The sequence below is a fragment of the Caulobacter sp. FG121 genome (assembly GCF_057809815.1).
The window spans coordinates 214,219-228,979 of record NZ_JBMDKR010000002.1 but is presented as its reverse complement, the minus strand read 5'-3'; the positions used below and the strand labels follow the sequence as shown (position 1 = coordinate 228,979).

The 14,761-nt window shown below is 68.1% G+C and carries 17 protein-coding genes; 9 read left to right on the top strand and 8 right to left on the bottom strand.

The window, feature by feature from the left end; translation table 11 throughout:
- Positions 1 to 41: 41 nt before the first annotated feature.
- Positions 42 to 1,388, bottom strand: coding sequence for a hypothetical protein (locus tag ACODSL_RS07025; RefSeq protein WP_488899948.1), 1,347 nt, complete (start codon positions 1,386 to 1,388; stop codon positions 42 to 44).
- 140 nt (positions 1,389 to 1,528) lie between these two features.
- Here ACODSL_RS07025 and ACODSL_RS07020 point away from each other — a divergent pair, with 140 nt between their 5' ends.
- Positions 1,529 to 2,599, top strand: a complete 1,071-nt coding sequence (locus ACODSL_RS07020; RefSeq protein ID WP_488899947.1) for an MBL fold metallo-hydrolase — start codon at positions 1,529 to 1,531, stop codon at positions 2,597 to 2,599.
- 73 nt (positions 2,600 to 2,672) lie between these two features.
- Here the strand turns inward: ACODSL_RS07020 and ACODSL_RS07015 are convergent, their stop codons facing one another.
- The gene (locus tag ACODSL_RS07015; RefSeq protein WP_488899946.1) at positions 2,673 to 3,044 is read right to left on the bottom strand and encodes an endonuclease domain-containing protein; all 372 of its coding nucleotides are present in this window, start codon (positions 3,042 to 3,044) and stop codon (positions 2,673 to 2,675) included.
- Between the two features lie 167 nt (positions 3,045 to 3,211).
- Between ACODSL_RS07015 and ACODSL_RS07010 the strand changes: the two genes are divergently transcribed.
- The 4 genes from ACODSL_RS07010 (at position 3,212) to ACODSL_RS06995 (ending at position 5,984) form a co-directional block, all read left to right on the top strand.
- Complete coding sequence (locus ACODSL_RS07010) at positions 3,212 to 3,640, top strand: MarR family winged helix-turn-helix transcriptional regulator (protein WP_488899945.1); 429 nt, start codon at positions 3,212 to 3,214, stop codon at positions 3,638 to 3,640.
- Positions 3,641 to 3,645: 5 nt separating this feature from the next.
- Positions 3,646 to 4,614, top strand: coding sequence for an SDR family NAD(P)-dependent oxidoreductase (locus tag ACODSL_RS07005; RefSeq protein WP_488899944.1), 969 nt, complete (start codon positions 3,646 to 3,648; stop codon positions 4,612 to 4,614).
- A gap of 282 nt (positions 4,615 to 4,896) precedes the next feature.
- Positions 4,897 to 5,376, top strand: a complete 480-nt coding sequence (locus tag ACODSL_RS07000) for a GNAT family N-acetyltransferase (RefSeq protein ID WP_488900290.1) — start codon at positions 4,897 to 4,899, stop codon at positions 5,374 to 5,376.
- On the top strand, positions 5,373 to 5,984 hold the full coding sequence (locus ACODSL_RS06995) for a GNAT family N-acetyltransferase (protein ID WP_488899943.1): 612 nt from the start codon (positions 5,373 to 5,375) through the stop codon (positions 5,982 to 5,984). The genes ACODSL_RS07000 and ACODSL_RS06995 overlap by 4 nt, the downstream gene beginning before the upstream one ends.
- Positions 5,985 to 6,105: 121 nt before the next feature.
- Here the strand turns inward: ACODSL_RS06995 and ACODSL_RS06990 are convergent, their stop codons facing one another.
- The 3 genes from ACODSL_RS06990 to ACODSL_RS06980 are packed head-to-tail and all read right to left on the bottom strand — an operon-like array spanning position 6,106 to position 9,549.
- Positions 6,106 to 7,302 carry an acetyl-CoA C-acetyltransferase gene (locus tag ACODSL_RS06990; RefSeq protein WP_488899942.1) on the bottom strand — a complete coding sequence of 399 codons (1,197 nt, stop codon included), beginning with the start codon at positions 7,300 to 7,302 and terminating at the stop codon, positions 6,106 to 6,108.
- A gap of 9 nt (positions 7,303 to 7,311) precedes the next feature.
- Positions 7,312 to 8,229, bottom strand: a complete 918-nt coding sequence (locus tag ACODSL_RS06985; protein ID WP_488899941.1) for an SDR family oxidoreductase — start codon at positions 8,227 to 8,229, stop codon at positions 7,312 to 7,314.
- Between the two features lie 60 nt (positions 8,230 to 8,289).
- Positions 8,290 to 9,549, bottom strand: coding sequence for an MFS transporter (locus tag ACODSL_RS06980; RefSeq protein ID WP_488899940.1), 1,260 nt, complete (start codon positions 9,547 to 9,549; stop codon positions 8,290 to 8,292).
- 212 nt (positions 9,550 to 9,761) lie between these two features.
- Between ACODSL_RS06980 and ACODSL_RS06975 the strand changes: the two genes are divergently transcribed.
- Positions 9,762 to 10,256: a GNAT family N-acetyltransferase gene (locus tag ACODSL_RS06975; protein WP_488899939.1), complete on the top strand. Its 495-nt coding sequence runs from the start codon at positions 9,762 to 9,764 to the stop codon at positions 10,254 to 10,256.
- On the opposite strand, the gene ACODSL_RS06970 is transcribed toward ACODSL_RS06975, so the two are convergent.
- Both ACODSL_RS06970 and ACODSL_RS06965 read right to left on the bottom strand, forming a co-directional pair.
- Complete coding sequence (locus ACODSL_RS06970; RefSeq protein ID WP_488899938.1) at positions 10,253 to 11,143, bottom strand: fatty acid desaturase; 891 nt, start codon at positions 11,141 to 11,143, stop codon at positions 10,253 to 10,255. The two genes, ACODSL_RS06975 and ACODSL_RS06970, sit on opposite strands and share 4 nt — an antisense overlap.
- Positions 11,143 to 11,337, bottom strand: a complete 195-nt coding sequence (locus ACODSL_RS06965; protein WP_488899937.1) for a hypothetical protein — start codon at positions 11,335 to 11,337, stop codon at positions 11,143 to 11,145. Before ACODSL_RS06965 ends, ACODSL_RS06970 begins: the two co-directional genes overlap by 1 nt.
- Positions 11,338 to 11,487: 150 nt before the next feature.
- Here ACODSL_RS06965 and ACODSL_RS06960 point away from each other — a divergent pair, with 150 nt between their 5' ends.
- The 3 genes from ACODSL_RS06960 (at position 11,488) to ACODSL_RS06950 (ending at position 14,030) form a co-directional block, all read left to right on the top strand.
- Entirely contained in the window at positions 11,488 to 12,057 is a 570-nt protein-coding gene (locus ACODSL_RS06960; RefSeq protein ID WP_488899936.1) for a DUF1285 domain-containing protein, read from the top strand.
- The gene (locus ACODSL_RS06955) at positions 12,054 to 12,701 is read left to right on the top strand and encodes a CoA pyrophosphatase (protein WP_488899935.1); all 648 of its coding nucleotides are present in this window, start codon (positions 12,054 to 12,056) and stop codon (positions 12,699 to 12,701) included. The genes ACODSL_RS06960 and ACODSL_RS06955 overlap by 4 nt, the downstream gene beginning before the upstream one ends.
- 72 nt (positions 12,702 to 12,773) lie before the next feature.
- Positions 12,774 to 14,030, top strand: coding sequence for a CCA tRNA nucleotidyltransferase (locus ACODSL_RS06950; protein WP_488899934.1), 1,257 nt, complete (start codon positions 12,774 to 12,776; stop codon positions 14,028 to 14,030).
- 96 nt (positions 14,031 to 14,126) lie between these two features.
- Here ACODSL_RS06950 and ACODSL_RS06945 read toward each other — a convergent pair whose 3' ends face one another.
- The gene (locus ACODSL_RS06945) at positions 14,127 to 14,729 is read right to left on the bottom strand and encodes a GIY-YIG nuclease family protein (RefSeq protein WP_488900289.1); all 603 of its coding nucleotides are present in this window, start codon (positions 14,727 to 14,729) and stop codon (positions 14,127 to 14,129) included.
- Positions 14,730 to 14,761: the final 32 nt, after the last annotated feature.

The window sequence follows — 14,761 nt, the reverse complement described above, 5'->3', positions numbered from 1 at the left end:
ATCGCTCCGGCGGGCCCTCATCTTTCAGACCAACTGAAGGATCAGTTGCTGGTCTTGTTGGTCGGCAGCTTGCAGCCGCCGCCGATGCCGGAGGCCTGCTTGCAACTCAGGACTTCCTTGGGCGTCTCGTTCCTCAGCGGATAGCTGATCACCCAGCCCGGCAGGCCGTCAGCGCAGGCGACTTCGATGAAGCCGTCGCCCGTCTCGGTCTTGCCGATGACGCGGGCGTCGGAGACCGAGCAGGAGCCCTTGCCCAGCCCGCGAAGGTCGGTGCTGAGCTTGACCACCGACGCCGCCTTCGGGGTGAAGGAGCAGCCGTAGCCCTGCAGTTCGGCGGTAATGCAGTTGTAGACCTTGCCGCCGCCGTTGGAGTCAAAGACAGCGACGCCGCCGTCGGGGCGATCCGAGCACTTCAGCTCAACCACTTCCTCGGGCTTACCGCGGGCCGGGAACAGGGCGTACTTCTCGACCTTGCAGGGGAAGCCGGCCTTGGTGGCCAGGCGGGTATAGAGGCCGGCCTGTTCGGTCATCGCCTCGCGCGAGTCGGTCAGCGTGCATTCGGCGCCGCCCGGAGCGTTGGCGCAGTCGATGGCGCGGGCGAGCGCGCCGCTGGCGGCGCGTTCAAGCACGTAACCCTTGCCGTCCTGGCAGGCGACTTCGAAGTAGGTCGATCCGTTCACCGCCGACAGGATGTAGCGCTTGTCCTTGACCACGCAGTTCTTGCCCGAGGCCGCGGCCAGGGTGTCGACCATGGCGAGCTGGGCTTCGCGGGTGGTCAGCGTGCAGGACAGGTTTGAACCGTCTTCGTAGGCAAGACAGGTATTGGCCTTGACCTCCTTGGAGGCGTCAGCCGGGTAGGAGGTGATCACGACCAGGCCGGACCCGTTGGCGCAGGCGACCTCGAAGAAGGTGTTCTTGGTGCTGGCCCCGATCGAGCGGGCGTTGGTGATATCGCAGGAGCCGGCGGCCTTGGTTACGAACGGTGCGAGCGACTGCATCGGATTGGCGTTCGCCGGCAGTTTGCAGGCCAGCTGGCCGGGTTTGCCATCGGGGCCGGGCTTGCCGGTTTCGAGGCAGGGGTAATAGGCTGGCGGGGTTACGTTTCCGGCCGACGCGACGACGACGCCGCCCATGCCGGGATTGCAGGCGATTTCATAGTAGGCCGTCTTGGTCTTCGGGTCCGCGCCGACCCAGCGTGCGTCGGAGAGGGTGCAGTTGAGGCCCGCCGCCGCGATGAGCGCCGGCGCGTCGGCCATGCCCTTCTCGCGAGACTTGGCGTCCACGCCGCCCGCGGCTTCGGCCGGCTTCTTGGCCGCCAGCACGAGCGTGGCGGGCGCGATGGCCAACAGGGCCAGAACGGCCGCCAGGCCGATCCCGAATTTTCTCATTGTTCTGTCTCCTGGCAGATTCCTCGCGCGGACTTAAACGCGCGCTTTTTTCGGGGGTCAAGGTCACGCAACCGACTGGCGGAATTGCGGCGCGGGGCTGAACAGCCGATGATGGGGGCATTCATCGGGAGTGCAGCACGTTGCGGGACGGAATCGAAGAGACGGCCGCCGAGATCCGTCGTCCGAAACTGGACTATCCGTTCGAGACGGGCCCTGCACCCGGAACGGGTGAGGCGGTCGAAGTCGCCCCCGGTGTGCTGTGGCTGCGTATGCCGCTGGGCGGGGCGCTGCAGTTCATCAACGTCTGGGCGCTCGCCGACGGAGAGGGCTGGTGCGTGGTCGATACCGGCATGCAGACCCGTGACACGTCCCAGGCCTGGCGGGCCGCGTTCAAGGACGCGCTGGGCGGCAAGCCGATCACCCGCGTGATCGTGACGCACCTGCACCCGGACCATATCGGTCTCGCTGGCTGGATGACCCGCAAGTTCCAGTGCCGGCTGTGGATGACCCGGCTGGAGTACCTCCAGTGCCGGATGCTGGTGGCCGACACCGGCCGCGAGGCGCCCGAGGACGGGATGCGCTTCTACAAGGCCGCCGGCTGGGACGAGGATGCGCTGGAGAACTACCGCGCCCGTTTCGGCGGCTTCGGCAAGGCGATCTACCAGCTGCCGGACAGCTATCGCCGGGTGAACGACGGGGAGGAGTTCCTGATTGGCGCCCATGTCTGGCGCATCGTCACCGGCTGCGGGCACTCGCCGGACCATGCCTGCCTCTACTGTCCTGAGCTGAAGCTGCTGATTTCCGGTGACCAGGTTCTGCCGCGCATCTCCTCGAACGTTTCGGTGTTTCCGACCGAGCCGGAGGACGATCCGCTGACCGACTGGATGACCAGCTGCGCCAAGGTCAAGGCCGCCGTGCCGGATGAAGTGCTGGTGCTGCCGGCGCACAACGATCCGTTCCACGGTCTGCACGCGCGGCTCGACCATCTCATTGCCGGCCATGAGCGGTCACTGGGCCGTCTGGAGAAGTCGCTGGCCGAACCGAAGCGCGCCATTGACGTGTTCGGCGCCCTGTTCGCCCGCCCGATCGGGCCCGAACTGGTCGGCATGGCGACGGGCGAGAGCCTGGCCCACCTCAACTGCCTGATCGAGCGCGGCCAGGCCGTGGCAGAGGCGGATGAAGACGGCGTGATCTGGTACCGGGCGAGGTGAGTCGAGATTCTTCCTCCCCGCGAAGCCGGGGAGGGGGACCGCCCGGAGGGCGGTGGAGGGGGCAGCGCCGCCGCTAGCGGACTGACCCGATCCGGGCATCTGGCCGGGCGGTCCTAACGATCGCCGCCAAGACGCCGCTCAAGTCATCGAATACCAGTTGGTTGGGCAGCCTTAGAATGCTCAACCCCTGTGCGCCGATCCATTGATCGCGCACCGCGTCATGGATCCGCGCGTCTTCGTCGCCGTGAACGCCTCCGTCGAGCTCCACGACCAGTCGGCTCCCGCTGCAGTAGAAATCGACCACATAGGCGCCGATCAATTGCTGGCGGCGAAACTTCAGGCCGGCGAGCTGCTTGCCGCGCAGCGCTTGCCAGAGCGTGATCTCCGCACGGGTCATGTGCCGCCGGAGGTGTCTGGCCTGTGTCAGGGTTGAGCGGGCTTCCATGATGCCATATTAACGATTGTTTTCCACCTGAGCAACCTGAAGAGGTGGTTCCGTCCCCTCCACCATGCTTCGCATGGTTCCCCTCCCCGGCTTCGCGGGGAGGAAGGCCCATATCTGTTTCACATGCGAACTTGATATTTCGCATATGAAGTATATATCGGCGGTCGATGACTGGACGCCCGACCTTCTATCTCCTGCTAAAGACCGCCTACCGGCGCATGGAGCGCTGGATCGAGGCCGAGGCCGCCAATGAAGGCCTATCCTCGGCCCAGGCGGGACTGGTGCTCTTTCTCGGCAAGTCTGACGGCGCGGGCATCGGCGACGCGGCCGAGGCGCTCGACGTGGCGCCCTCCGCGATGACCGGGCTGGTCGACCGCATGACCCGCGCCGGACTGGTCGAGCGGCGGCCGGACCCCCGCGACGGACGCGGCCAACGACTCCATCTGACCGAACAGGGCTGGTCGGCGCGCAACGACGCAGTCCGGGTGCTGGGCGAGCTCAATGCCCGCATGGGCGAGGGGCTGTCCGAGGCGGACGCGCGGACCATCGCGCGCTGGCTCGAGTCCGTCACAACCAAACTCACGAAAGAGGACTGAACCCCATGACCGATCGCATCACCTCGCCCTTCGGGGCCTTCACGCCGGCCCGCGAGGTCGTGGCCGGTCACGATCTGACGGGCAAGACCGCCATCGTCACCGGGGCCGCCACCGGCATCGGCATCGAGACCGCCCGGGCCCTGGCCGAGGCCGGCGCAGACGTGGTCATCGCCGCCCGCAAGCCGGACCTCGCGGCCGCGGCCATCGCCGACATCGACAAGACCGCGCCGGGCAAGACCCGCTTCGAGATGCTCGACCTGTCCGAGCTGGCCTCGATCCGCGCGTTCGGCGCCCGCTGGGGCGTCACGCCGCTGCACATCCTGATCAACAACGCCGCCGTCATGGCCTGTCCGCTGGACCGCACCCACGACGGCTTCGAGATGCAGATCGGCACCAACCACTTCGGCCATTTCCTGCTCGGAAACCTGCTGGCCCCGGCGCTGGAAGCGGGCGCCAAGGGCGCCAGCAAGCCTTCGCGACTGGTCAGCCTGTCGTCGATCGGCCACCGCCGCTCGGACATCAACTGGGAAGACGTCAACTACGTCACCCGGCCCTACGACAAATGGGAGAGCTACGGTCAGGCCAAGACGGCCAACGCCCTGTTCGCCGTCGGCTTCCACAAGCGGTTCAAGGATCGCGGGATCACGGCCAATGCCGTCATGCCCGGTGGCATCATGACCCCGCTGCAGCGCCACATGCAGCACGAGGAGATGGTCGCCATGGGCTGGATCGACCCCGAGACCGGCAAGATCCGCGATGGCTTCAAGACGCCCGAACAGGGCGCCTCGACCAGTGTCTGGGCGGCAGTCGGACCTGAGCTTGAGGGCGTCGGCGGTCTCTACCTCGAGAACTGCGGCCAGGCTCTGCCCTGGAGCAAGGAGTCGCCCTTCACCGGCGTCATGCCGCATGCCCTGAACCCCGACAGCGCGGAGAGGCTGTGGGCCCTGTCCGTGGAGACAGTCGGCGCGGGCTGATGGTGCGTGGTTCGAGACGCGCTCTCCAAGCGCTGCTCAGCGTGACCAACACAAATACAAAGTCATCCTGAGCAGGCCCGCAGGGCCGTGTCGAAGGACGCAGGGTTTCGCCACGCGGATGGCGTTTGCGTCCTTCGAGACGCTCGCCTGAGGCTCGCTCCTCAGGATGACGGCAAGGGATTGATCGCCACCCTGCTCGTCATGGTGAGAAGCGGACCCTCGGGTCCGCGTCTCGAACCACGCACTCTCCCCATGAAGGCGCGCGAGAGCTACGCTCGCGCCATGACCCTGACCATCCGACCCGCCCACCCCGGCGACGCACCCATGATCCTCGATTTCGTGCAGGCCTTGGCCGAGTACGAAAAGCTGCGCCACGAGGCGGACCTGACGCTGTGGGATGTGGAGGTCTCGTTCTTCGGCGCCGCGCCGCGCGTGTTCTGCGATATCGCCGAACAGGACGGCAAACCGGTGGGATTCGCGGTCTGGTTCTACAGCTACTCCACCTTCCGGGGCCGACACGGGATCTATCTGGAAGACCTGTTCGTCGTTCCGGAGGCGCGTGGCCTTGGGGCGGGCAAGGCGCTTCTCGCCGGGCTGGCGCGGCGCTGCCGCGACGAGGGGCTGCCCCGCCTCGACTGGGCGGTGCTGAACTGGAACGCGCCGTCGATCGCCTTCTATGACTCCCTGGGGGCCGAGGCGCTGGACGGCTGGACGACCCGCCGGCTGACCGGTGAACCGCTGGAGCGCCTGGCAGGATCATGAGCGCGCCGCCGGACACCGTGCTGGATGTTTCGCCCGAAGAGGCGGCGGCGATCCGCGCGGCGGTGCTGGCGGCTGATCTCGATACGCTCGGGCCGGGCCGATCGCTCGCGGGCCTGGACGACACGGTCGACCTGACCGCCTTCCTCGCCGATCCCCGGGTCACGGACGCCATCTACGATCTGCCCCGGCCCTTCAGTCTCGACAACGTCGGCCGCTGGATCGCCGAGTCAGAGGCGCTGCGCCAGGAGGGACGACGCATATTGATCCTGACGCGTGACGAGACGGGCGAGATCGCCGGCTACAGCTGCGTCAGCGTCTGGCCCGAGCGATCCGCCGCCGAGCTGGCCGGCGCCCTGCGCGCGGACCGCCAGAGCGGCGGGCAGGGCGGCGCCGGCGCGCTGCACACCTTCGGCTGGATATTCTCGGAGTTGAGGGTGCGGATGATGTGCCTGACGGCCGCCGTCGACAACGTCCGCTCGGCGAAGCTGATCGACGCGGCGGGGTTCGTGCGCATGGGGACGCGCGACGCGGTGAGGCCGGACGGGACGACGCGGACGTCGCTGTACTGGGAAGTGACGGCGGATCAGTGGCGGGAGAGGTGGGGATAGCGTGCGTGGATCGAGACGCTCGCCTGAGGCTCGCTCCTCACCATGACGAACCGAGGAGACAAGCCCACACTGCACGTCATCCTGAGGAGCGATCCCTCAGGATCGCGTCTCGAAGGACGCACTACGCCCGCTCGAATACCGCCGCGATGCCCTGGCCGCCGCCGATGCACATGGTCTCCAGGCCGTACTTGCCGTCCCGGCGGTGCAGTTCGCGCAGCAGGTTGGCAAGGATCCGCCCCCCCGTGGCGCCGATCGGGTGGCCGAGGCTGATGCCGCTGCCGTTGACGTTCAGCTTGTCGCGGTCGTCCCAGCCCCAGCCCTTGAGCACGGCCAGCACCTGCGGCGCGAAGGCCTCGTTCAGCTCGACCAGGTCGATATCCTTCCAGCCCAGGCCAGTGCGCTTGAACAGGCGCTCGACCGCCGGCACGGGGCCGATGCCCATGCGCGAGGGATCGCAGCCAGCGGCGGCCCAGCTGTGGAACCAGCCCATCGGCTCCAGGCCCAGTTCGTCCAGCTTGTCCTCGGCGACCACCAGGCAGGCGGCCGCGGCGTCGTTCTGCTGGCTGGCGTTGCCGGCGGTGACCACGCCGTCCTTCTCGATCGCCCGCAGCTTGCCGAGGGTCTCCATCGTGGCGTCGGGACGGTGGCCCTCGTCGTGGGCGAAAATCACCGGGTCGCCCTTCTTCTGCGGCACGGCGACCTTGACCAGCTCGTCATCGAACTTGCCGTCGGCCCAGGCCTTCGTGGCCCGCTGGTGGCTCATGACCGCGTATTCGTCGGCCTGCTCGCGGGTAATGTCATAGTCGCGGGCCAGGTTGTCGGCGGTTTCGATCATGCCGCTGATCACGCCGAAGCGGCTGATCGGCTGGCTCATCACCCGGCCGCGGCTGAGGCGGTCGTGCATGGTCACCGAGCCGGCGCGGGCGCCGCTGCGCATGTCCAGGCTGTAGTACTCGGTGTTGCTCATGCTCTCGACGCCGCCGGCGATGACCACGTCGGCCGCGCCGGTCTGGATCATCATTGCCGCGTCAATGATCGCCTGGAGGCCCGAGCCGCAGCGCCGGTCGAGCTGATAGCCCGGGACGCTGATCGGGAAATCGGCGGCGAGCAACGACCAGCGGGCGATGCAGGGTGCCTCGCCGTTGCCATAGCCCTGGGCGAAGATCACGTCGTCGACCCGCTCGGGGTCGAGCTTCGTGCGCTCGACGAGGGCGCGCAGGATGACCGCCCCGAGCTCGCCGGCGGTCATGCTGGAGAGACCACCCTGGAACTTGCCGACGGCGGTGCGGATAGGGCTGACGATGGCGACGCGGCGCATGGGCGCTCCTTAGATCGGGTCGTAGGGGAACACGGACGCCGAGGCTCCCGCGTCGAAGAAGCTGTTCTTCATCGCCGGCAGGGCCACATCGAGCAGGGAGCGCGGGCTCCAGCCCTCAACCTTGGCCATCGAGCGGATCGGGCGCGGCTGGTCGAACAGCACCACCTCATTGCCGCGCACGCCGAAGATCTGGCCCGTGACGTCCTTCGACTCCGGAGAGGCGAGGGCGATGGCCAGCTGGGCCACCTGGTCGGCGCGCATGGCGTTTTTCATCCGCTCGACGCGCAGGGCGCTGGCTTCGTCCTTGATCGGGATCGAGGCGATCATCCGGGTCCAGGCGAAGGGGGCGATGATGTTGGAGCGGACGTTCTTGATCGCCCCTTCCATCGCCAGGATCCGCGACAGGCCCATCACGCCCAGCTTGGCGGCGGCGTAGTTGGCCTGGCCGATGTTGCCGATCAGGCCGCTGGTCGAGGTGAAGTGGACATAGGAGCCTTCCTGCTGCTCGCGGAACAGCTCCACCGAGGCCCGGGAGACATTGTAGGCGCCGCGCAGATGCACCTCGATGACCTTGTCCCAGTCTTCGTCGGTCATCTTGTGGAACATGCCGTCGCGCAGGATGCCCGCCGGATTGATGATCGCGTGCAGGCCGCCGAAGGTGTCCTTCGCCTGCTCGATCATGCCCTTGACCGAGGCCATCGACGTGACGCTCTCGGAGTTGGCCACGGCCTCGCCACCGGCCGCCTTGATCTCGTTGGCGGTGATCTGGGCAGGACCGGCATCGCCTTCGTCTCCGCCCGAAACGCTGCCGCCCAGATCGTTGACCACGACCTTGGCGCCCTCGCGCGCCGCCAGCAGGGCGCACTCCTTGCCGATGCCGCCCGCGGCGCCGGTGACCAGAACAACCTTGCCCTCAAGAACGCCCATGACGGCTCTCCCCTGGATGATTTTTACAGTGTCGCAGTGGTCTAGGCGCCGGACGCAGCGTTAGGCAAGCCTGTCGGCCTTGCGCAGGTCGGGGAACAGCTTCGCCCAGACGCCGGTGACGATCAGGGCGCCGACGCCGCCGAACACCGCGGCGCCCACCGGGCCGAGGAACCGGGCGACCACGCCGCTCTCGAACTCGCCCAGTTCGTTGCTCGCGCCGATGAACAGGGACGAGACCGTGGCGACCCGCCCGCGCATGTGGTCGGGCGTGGCCAGTTGCACCAGGGTCTGGCGGACGTAGACGCTGATCATGTCCGCGCCGCCGAGCAGGATCAGGCCGCCCATCGAGATCCACATGATCTTCGACAGGCCGAAAATCAGCGTGCCGACGCCGAACAGGGCCACGGCCGAGAACATGATCACGCCCGCGTTCTTGCGGATGGGGTTGCTGGCCAGCCAGAAGGCCACCACGGCCGCGCCGATGGCGGGCCCGGCCCGCAGGATGCCGAAGCCCTGCGCGCCGACGTGCAGCACGTCCTTGGCGAACACCGGCAACAGCAGGGTCGCGCCGCCGAGGATCACCGCGAACAGGTCGAGCGAGATGGCCCCGAAGACGATCTTGTTGTTCCAGACGTAGGCCAGCCCCTCCTTCATCAGCGCCCAGCGCGAACCTGGCTGGACTTCCGGCTGGGCGTTGCCGCGGATCAGCAGCACGCAGACGGCGGCGGTGACGTACAGGGCGGCGGAAACGCCGTAGGACAGGGTCGGGGAGATCGCGACCAGCACGCCGCCGACGGCCGGTCCGGCGATCGAGGCGGTCTGCCAGGCCAGCGACTGCCAGGCGATGGCGCGCGGCAGCAGCGGGCGGGGGACGAGCATGGGCCCGAGCGCCGAACTGGCCGGGGAGAAGAAGGACCGCGCCGTGCCGAACAGGGCGGCGGCGCCCAGCAGGACCGGGATCGATGCCCAGCCCAGGAAGGTCACGGTCGCCAGGCCGACCGCCACGACGATTTCGGCGAGGTAGCAGCGCAGCAGGATGCGGCGGCGATCATGTCGGTCGGCCATCTCGCCGGCGGGCAGCGCCAGCAGCAGCACGGGCATGAACGAGACCAGCCCGATCATGCTGACGATCAACGCCGCCTGCTTCACATCCATCGTCTCGCGGGCGACCTGGTAGATGTGCCAGCCCAGCGCCACGCCCTGGATCTGCACCCCCAGGACCGCGACGAAGCGGGACAGCCAGAAGAGGACGTAGTCCCGCTCGCGCAGCAGGGCGCGGAAGGACGTGTCGGGTTCGGGGAGATCGGGGGAGTCGGACATGGGTCGACGCACATTCGCCCGTGGCGACCGACGCCGCAACAGCCGTTGACGCGCCCGGGCGAGGCCCTTAAGTCGCGGCCCCTTGATGGCGAGAAGGACGAGGGCGCGATGCGCAGCCTCCGACGAACGATCCGCCGCGCTGGATCAGCGCGAGTCTAGTCCCCCGGCCGAAGGGCGCGGGGTCGTTCCCGCCTTTCCGCTTCGAGCTCGTCATGACCGCCATCACCTATCGCCCCGAGCAGCCGGCCGACGCGCCGCTCATCGCCGCCCTGATCGACCGCGCCTTCGGGCCGGGCCGGCACGCCAAGGCGGCCGACCGCCTGCGCGAGTCGAATACGCTGATCCCCGACCTGTCGTTCACGGCCTGGGACGGCGAGACACTGGTCGGTTCGGTGCGGCTGTGGCCGGTCGCCATCGGCGGCGCGCCAGTGGTGTTCCTGGGCCCGATCGCCGTGGAGGCGGAACTCCGCAAGCACCGCATCGGCCAGACGCTGGTCGAGTTGGCCTGCGCGGCCTCCGCGAAAGCCGGCTGGCGGGCTGTGCTTCTGGTCGGCGACGCGCCCTATTTCGGCCGGGTCGGGTTTGACGCCGCGCCTGCGGCGGCCGTGCGCATGCCGGGCCCGGTCGACCAGCGCCGCGTGCTGTTGAAGTCTCTGGTCGAGGGTGGCGCCGACAGTCTGGCAGGGCCGGTGACGGCCGGCGGCTAGAGCCGCTCCAGGTTGCAGCCCCGCGCTTCGAGAATCGGCCGCAGAGCCCAGTAGGCCGCCGGAGTCCGCATCAGCGGGATGCGCGGATACAGGTGGTGGATGATGTGGAACTGCATGCCCATCGAGCCGATGTTGCCGACGGCGCTGCGGAACGCGCGGGTGTCCTGGTAGCGCCCCTTGCCCGTGCCGGGATGGTGCGGCGCCCAGCTCAGATAGAACTGGATGTAGGTCACGCCGATATGCCGCGGCAGCCACCAGATCAGCGCCGCTTCCAGCGCGTGCCCGGTCCAGGCCAGGGTGAACAGGATCGCCAGATAGGCCAGCTGCGAGACCAGCGCCTGGAGGCCGGCCTTCTGCGCCTCGGGCGTGCCGAGGCGGGCGAGCGTCTCGCCGTAGGCCGAGCCGGCCTTCGCGCCGGGCTGGCGGTTGGCGATGCTCTTGAAGATCAGGTGCCAGGGCCCGTTCGACTTCGTGGCGATGTCGGGATCGAGCAGCGGATCATTGCAGTGGGTGTGGTGCTCGTAGTGCGTCAGGCGGGCGACCTGGTAGGGCAGCACCAGCGGGATGGTCGAGACATAGCCGACCAGCTCGTTGAGCCAGAACAGCAGCTCGCCCTCGCGGGCATAGATCCGATGCTGCGCCTCATGGGAGGGCAGGTAGCAGAGCATCACGTTCAGCGTGGCGATCGGGAAGGCCGCCCAAAGGGGCAGGATGCCCATGATCGTCAGCGGCCAGAGCGACAGCCAGACGAGCAGGTTGCCAAGACCCCAGAGCACCGAGCCCCAGGCCAGGCCGCCCATGAACTGGTCGGCGACTTCCTTCTCCAGGCGGTTCAGCGCCTTCGGGTCGAGGGTGCGCAGCGTGGCGACGTCGGGAACGGCGATCATCACAGCCACCGTCCGGTCAGGGTGGCGATACCGCCCCAGAGGCCGCCGATCGTCAGTCCGACCGCCAGCGGCGCGATTTCGCCGGGCAGGGACCAGCCGGTCAGCGTCAGGATTTGCGCGATCAGCGGCGCGAGAAACCCAAGCCCGAACAGCAGCGGCATGACCTTGAAAAGGCCGCCCAACAGCATGCGCATGCGAAAACGGCTCCGCGTCTCACCCGTCTCCGACCCGTGCGTCGAAGCGCTCCCCGCGTCGAAAGTGACACATGCGTCATTTTTGGCAAGCCGGGTCGACAGGCGACGCCTGTTGCTTTCCGCGACGCGAGGCGCATCTACATGAACGAGATGACCGATACGAAACCCGGACTGGATGGCGTGATCGCCGCGGCGAAACAGGCGCCCGGGCGCGGCCTGCCGCCGGTGCACCTGTGGAACCCCGCGCACTGCGGCGAGATCGACATCCGCATCCGCAGGGACGGCGTCTGGTTCCACGAAGGCACGCCGATCGGCCGCGAGGCGCTGGTGCGGCTGTTCTCCACGGTGCTGCGCAAGGACCCCGACGGCTTCCACCTCGTGACGCCCGTCGAGAAGATGAAGATCGTCGTCGAGGACGCGCCCTTCATCGCCATCCGGGTCGACCGCGAGGGCGAGGCCCTGGTCTTCCAGACCAACGTCGGCGACACGGTCGAGGCCGGGCCCGACAACGCCATCCGCGTCGAAATGGACGCCGTGACCGGCGAGCCACGACCCTACCTGCACGTCCGCCGGGGACTGGAGGCGCTGATCGCCCGGCCAGTGTTCTACGAGATGGTCGAACTGGCCGCCGAACGCGACACGCCGGAAGGGCCGGCGCTGGGCGTGGAGTCCAACGGCGCCTGGTTCCAGATCGGACCCGCCGGGGCGCACCGGTCGTGAACCCGCACGCCTCGCCGGATGAGCTGCGCGACTGGATAGGACGACACCTCGATCCGCTGGACGAGCCGGCCAACGCCCTCCATCCGCCGCGCTCCGACTTCGACATGAACCCGGAGATGGCTCCGGCCGTGCTGTCCGCGCCCAAGCCTGCCGCCGTGCTGGTGGCGCTGGTCGAGCGCAAGGCGGGCCTGTCGGTGCTGCTCACCCGCCGGTCGGACACCCTGCGCAAACATACGGGGCAGGTCGCCTTTCCCGGCGGCCGCATGGACCCGGGCGAGACCGTCCAGCAGGCGGCCCTGCGCGAGGCGGAGGAGGAGATCGGCCTCGAACGCCATCATGTTTCGCTCGCCGGCCTGTCGACGCCCTACCGTACAGGGACGGGCTATCTGGTGACGCCGGTGGTCGGCTTCGTGCCCCCGGACCTGCCGCTGACGCCGAACCCCGACGAGGTCGCCGATGTGTTCGAAACGCCGTTCGGCTTCCTGATGGACCCGGCCAACTACGAGCGTCGCCACTACGACATGCCGGACGGCCAGCGACGACACTTCTACGCCATGACCTGGGAGAACCAGCTGATCTGGGGCGCCACGGCGGGCATGTTGCGGGCGCTTTACGACCGGCTCTACGGCGCGGCGATGGCCTGATCCGCGCCGACGCCCGATCTGCGGGCAACGTGGTGCTTTTCACCACCGGGCGGGCGCCCTAAGCCATGGCCCATGGTTTCGACTGAAAATATCGGCGTTCGTCCCTGGATGGCGCATTCGGCCACCCGCGCGGTCATGGGGGCGCTGGAGGCGCGCGGCTACGCCGGATGCGCCCGATTCGTCGGCGGCTGCGTGCGCAACAGCCTGCTCGGCCAGCCGATCGACGACATCGATATCGCCACCACCCTGACGCCAGACCAGGTGACCGAAGCGCTTGAAGCCGCCGGGATCAAGGTCGTGCCCACCGGTGTCGACCACGGCACGGTCACGGCGGTCTGCGAAGGCAAGCCGTTCGAGATCACCACCCTGCGCCGCGACGTCTCGACCGATGGCCGCCGCGCCGTGGTCGCCTTCACCCAGAGCTGGGACGAGGACGCCGTGCGTCGCGACTTCCGGCTCAACGCGCTCTACGCCGACGCCGACGGCCGGATCTACGATCCGACGGGCGAGGGCGTCGCCGATGCCAAGGCGGGGCGAATCGTCTTCGTCGGCGATGCGATGACCCGCATCCGCGAGGATTACCTGCGGATTCTGCGCTTCTTCCGGTTCCATGCCTGGTACGGCAAGGGCGACGCCGACTCCGCGGCCCTGTCGGCCTGCAAGGCCCTGAAGGGCATGCTGTCGGGCCGGGCGGCCGAGCGGACGCAGAAGGAACTGCTCAAACTCCTGGCCGCGCCCGACCCCCGCGCCGCCCTGCGCCTGATGGCCGCGACCAGCGTGCTGTCGTCCGTCCTGCCGCAGGTGAAGGCGCTGACCCGCTTCGAAAACCTGGTGGCCATCGAGTCGGAGCACTTCTTCGACGTGGACGAGGAGCTGCGTCTGGCCAGCCTGCTGCCGGACGACGCAAAGATCGCCCAGGACACGGCCGAGCGGCTGCGCCTGTCGAACGCCCTGAAGGACCGGCTGGTCGCCGCCGTCGGTCGCGAGCCGCGCATCGTCTCCTGGATGAGTCCGCGCGAGACCCGCCGCGCGGTCTACCGCCTGGGCGGCCGCACATTCGGTGACCGGGTCAAGCTCGCCTGGGCCGCGTCCGACCGTCCGGCGACGGCCAACCAGTGGCGGGCCCTGATCCCGCTGGCCGAGACCTGGACCCCGCCCGCCTTCCCGCTGACCGGCGAGGACGTCGTCAACGCCGGCGTGCCGCGCGGCCCGATGGTCGGCCAGGTGCTGCGCGAGATCGAGGACTGGTGGATCGACCTCGACTTCATCGACGACAAGCTGGCGGCGGTCGAGCGGCTCAAGGCCGTGGCCCAGGGGATGGCGTACTAGGGCGAGCGCCGGGCAGGCGGGCGAAGCGGGGAACTGGCGCCCTGATCAGCGACGGCTTTCGACCCATAGTGGACGTGCCCAAAAACTAGCTCCGCGCTAGCCTTCGTAGTCATCAGGAGACCCGTCCTTCCGGCCTTCCTCGAAGTTCGTCAAGGTGTCGCACTCGATGCAGTGGTACATCCACGACGCTTCCTGGAAGTGCATCCCGCCCAGCCAGCCGCAGAACGGGCACAGATTCTCAAGGTCGAACTCCCCCCACTCCCAGACTCCCGCGTATTCTGGAATGCCGTGGTTGTCGTAACCGGTGATCTCGTAGGCATTGCCCGACACACCCACGAACGCGATTTGCCTATAGCGTTCCAGCACGGGCCACACGTCAGCTGGCTGTATGTAGAACCACTCCAGTTTCGGATCGACGCGCTGGGCTTTGAACTGCCGGTGCAGGGCCGCTTCCAGCTTGGAAGGCGCGTCAGTCCTGATTTCGCCAACGAGCTTCAACCGATCTGGATTGCCTGTTTGAAGCTGCTTCTGGCGAGCCCCGATGTTCTTGGCTCGGCCGATCTTGATGCGCCACGGCCCCTCGCCATCGTTGAGCAGGAAATAGACGGGCATGGCTTCCAACCGCCGGGTCGCGAGTTTCGCATATTGACGATACCGTTGGCCGATGACTACCGGGGCGCCTCTCAAAATCAGCGACATCACCGACAAGGTGCGGTGGAGCGATCAGGTCC

Excerpts from the sequence above, each read along its gene's own strand:
- ACODSL_RS07025 (WP_488899948.1), bottom strand. The coding sequence starts at position 1,388 with ATGAGAAAATTCGGGATCGGCCTGGCGGCCGTTCTGGCCCTGTTGGCC.
- ACODSL_RS07015 (WP_488899946.1), bottom strand. The coding sequence starts at position 3,044 with ATGGAAGCCCGCTCAACCCTGACACAGGCCAGACACCTCCGGCGGCAC.
- ACODSL_RS07010 (WP_488899945.1), top strand. The coding sequence starts at position 3,212 with ATGACTGGACGCCCGACCTTCTATCTCCTGCTAAAGACCGCCTACCGG.
- ACODSL_RS07005 (WP_488899944.1), top strand. The coding sequence starts at position 3,646 with ATGACCGATCGCATCACCTCGCCCTTCGGGGCCTTCACGCCGGCCCGC.
- ACODSL_RS07000 (WP_488900290.1), top strand. The coding sequence starts at position 4,897 with ATGACCCTGACCATCCGACCCGCCCACCCCGGCGACGCACCCATGATC.
- ACODSL_RS06995 (WP_488899943.1), top strand. The coding sequence starts at position 5,373 with ATGAGCGCGCCGCCGGACACCGTGCTGGATGTTTCGCCCGAAGAGGCG.
- ACODSL_RS06990 (WP_488899942.1), bottom strand. The coding sequence starts at position 7,302 with ATGCGCCGCGTCGCCATCGTCAGCCCTATCCGCACCGCCGTCGGCAAG.
- ACODSL_RS06985 (WP_488899941.1), bottom strand. The coding sequence starts at position 8,229 with ATGGGCGTTCTTGAGGGCAAGGTTGTTCTGGTCACCGGCGCCGCGGGC.
- ACODSL_RS06980 (WP_488899940.1), bottom strand. The coding sequence starts at position 9,549 with ATGTCCGACTCCCCCGATCTCCCCGAACCCGACACGTCCTTCCGCGCC.
- ACODSL_RS06975 (WP_488899939.1), top strand. The coding sequence starts at position 9,762 with ATGACCGCCATCACCTATCGCCCCGAGCAGCCGGCCGACGCGCCGCTC.
- ACODSL_RS06970 (WP_488899938.1), bottom strand. The coding sequence starts at position 11,143 with ATGATCGCCGTTCCCGACGTCGCCACGCTGCGCACCCTCGACCCGAAG.
- ACODSL_RS06965 (WP_488899937.1), bottom strand. The coding sequence starts at position 11,337 with ATGCGCATGCTGTTGGGCGGCCTTTTCAAGGTCATGCCGCTGCTGTTC.
- ACODSL_RS06960 (WP_488899936.1), top strand. The coding sequence starts at position 11,488 with ATGACCGATACGAAACCCGGACTGGATGGCGTGATCGCCGCGGCGAAA.
- ACODSL_RS06950 (WP_488899934.1), top strand. The coding sequence starts at position 12,774 with ATGGTTTCGACTGAAAATATCGGCGTTCGTCCCTGGATGGCGCATTCG.
- ACODSL_RS06945 (WP_488900289.1), bottom strand. The coding sequence starts at position 14,729 with ATGTCGCTGATTTTGAGAGGCGCCCCGGTAGTCATCGGCCAACGGTAT.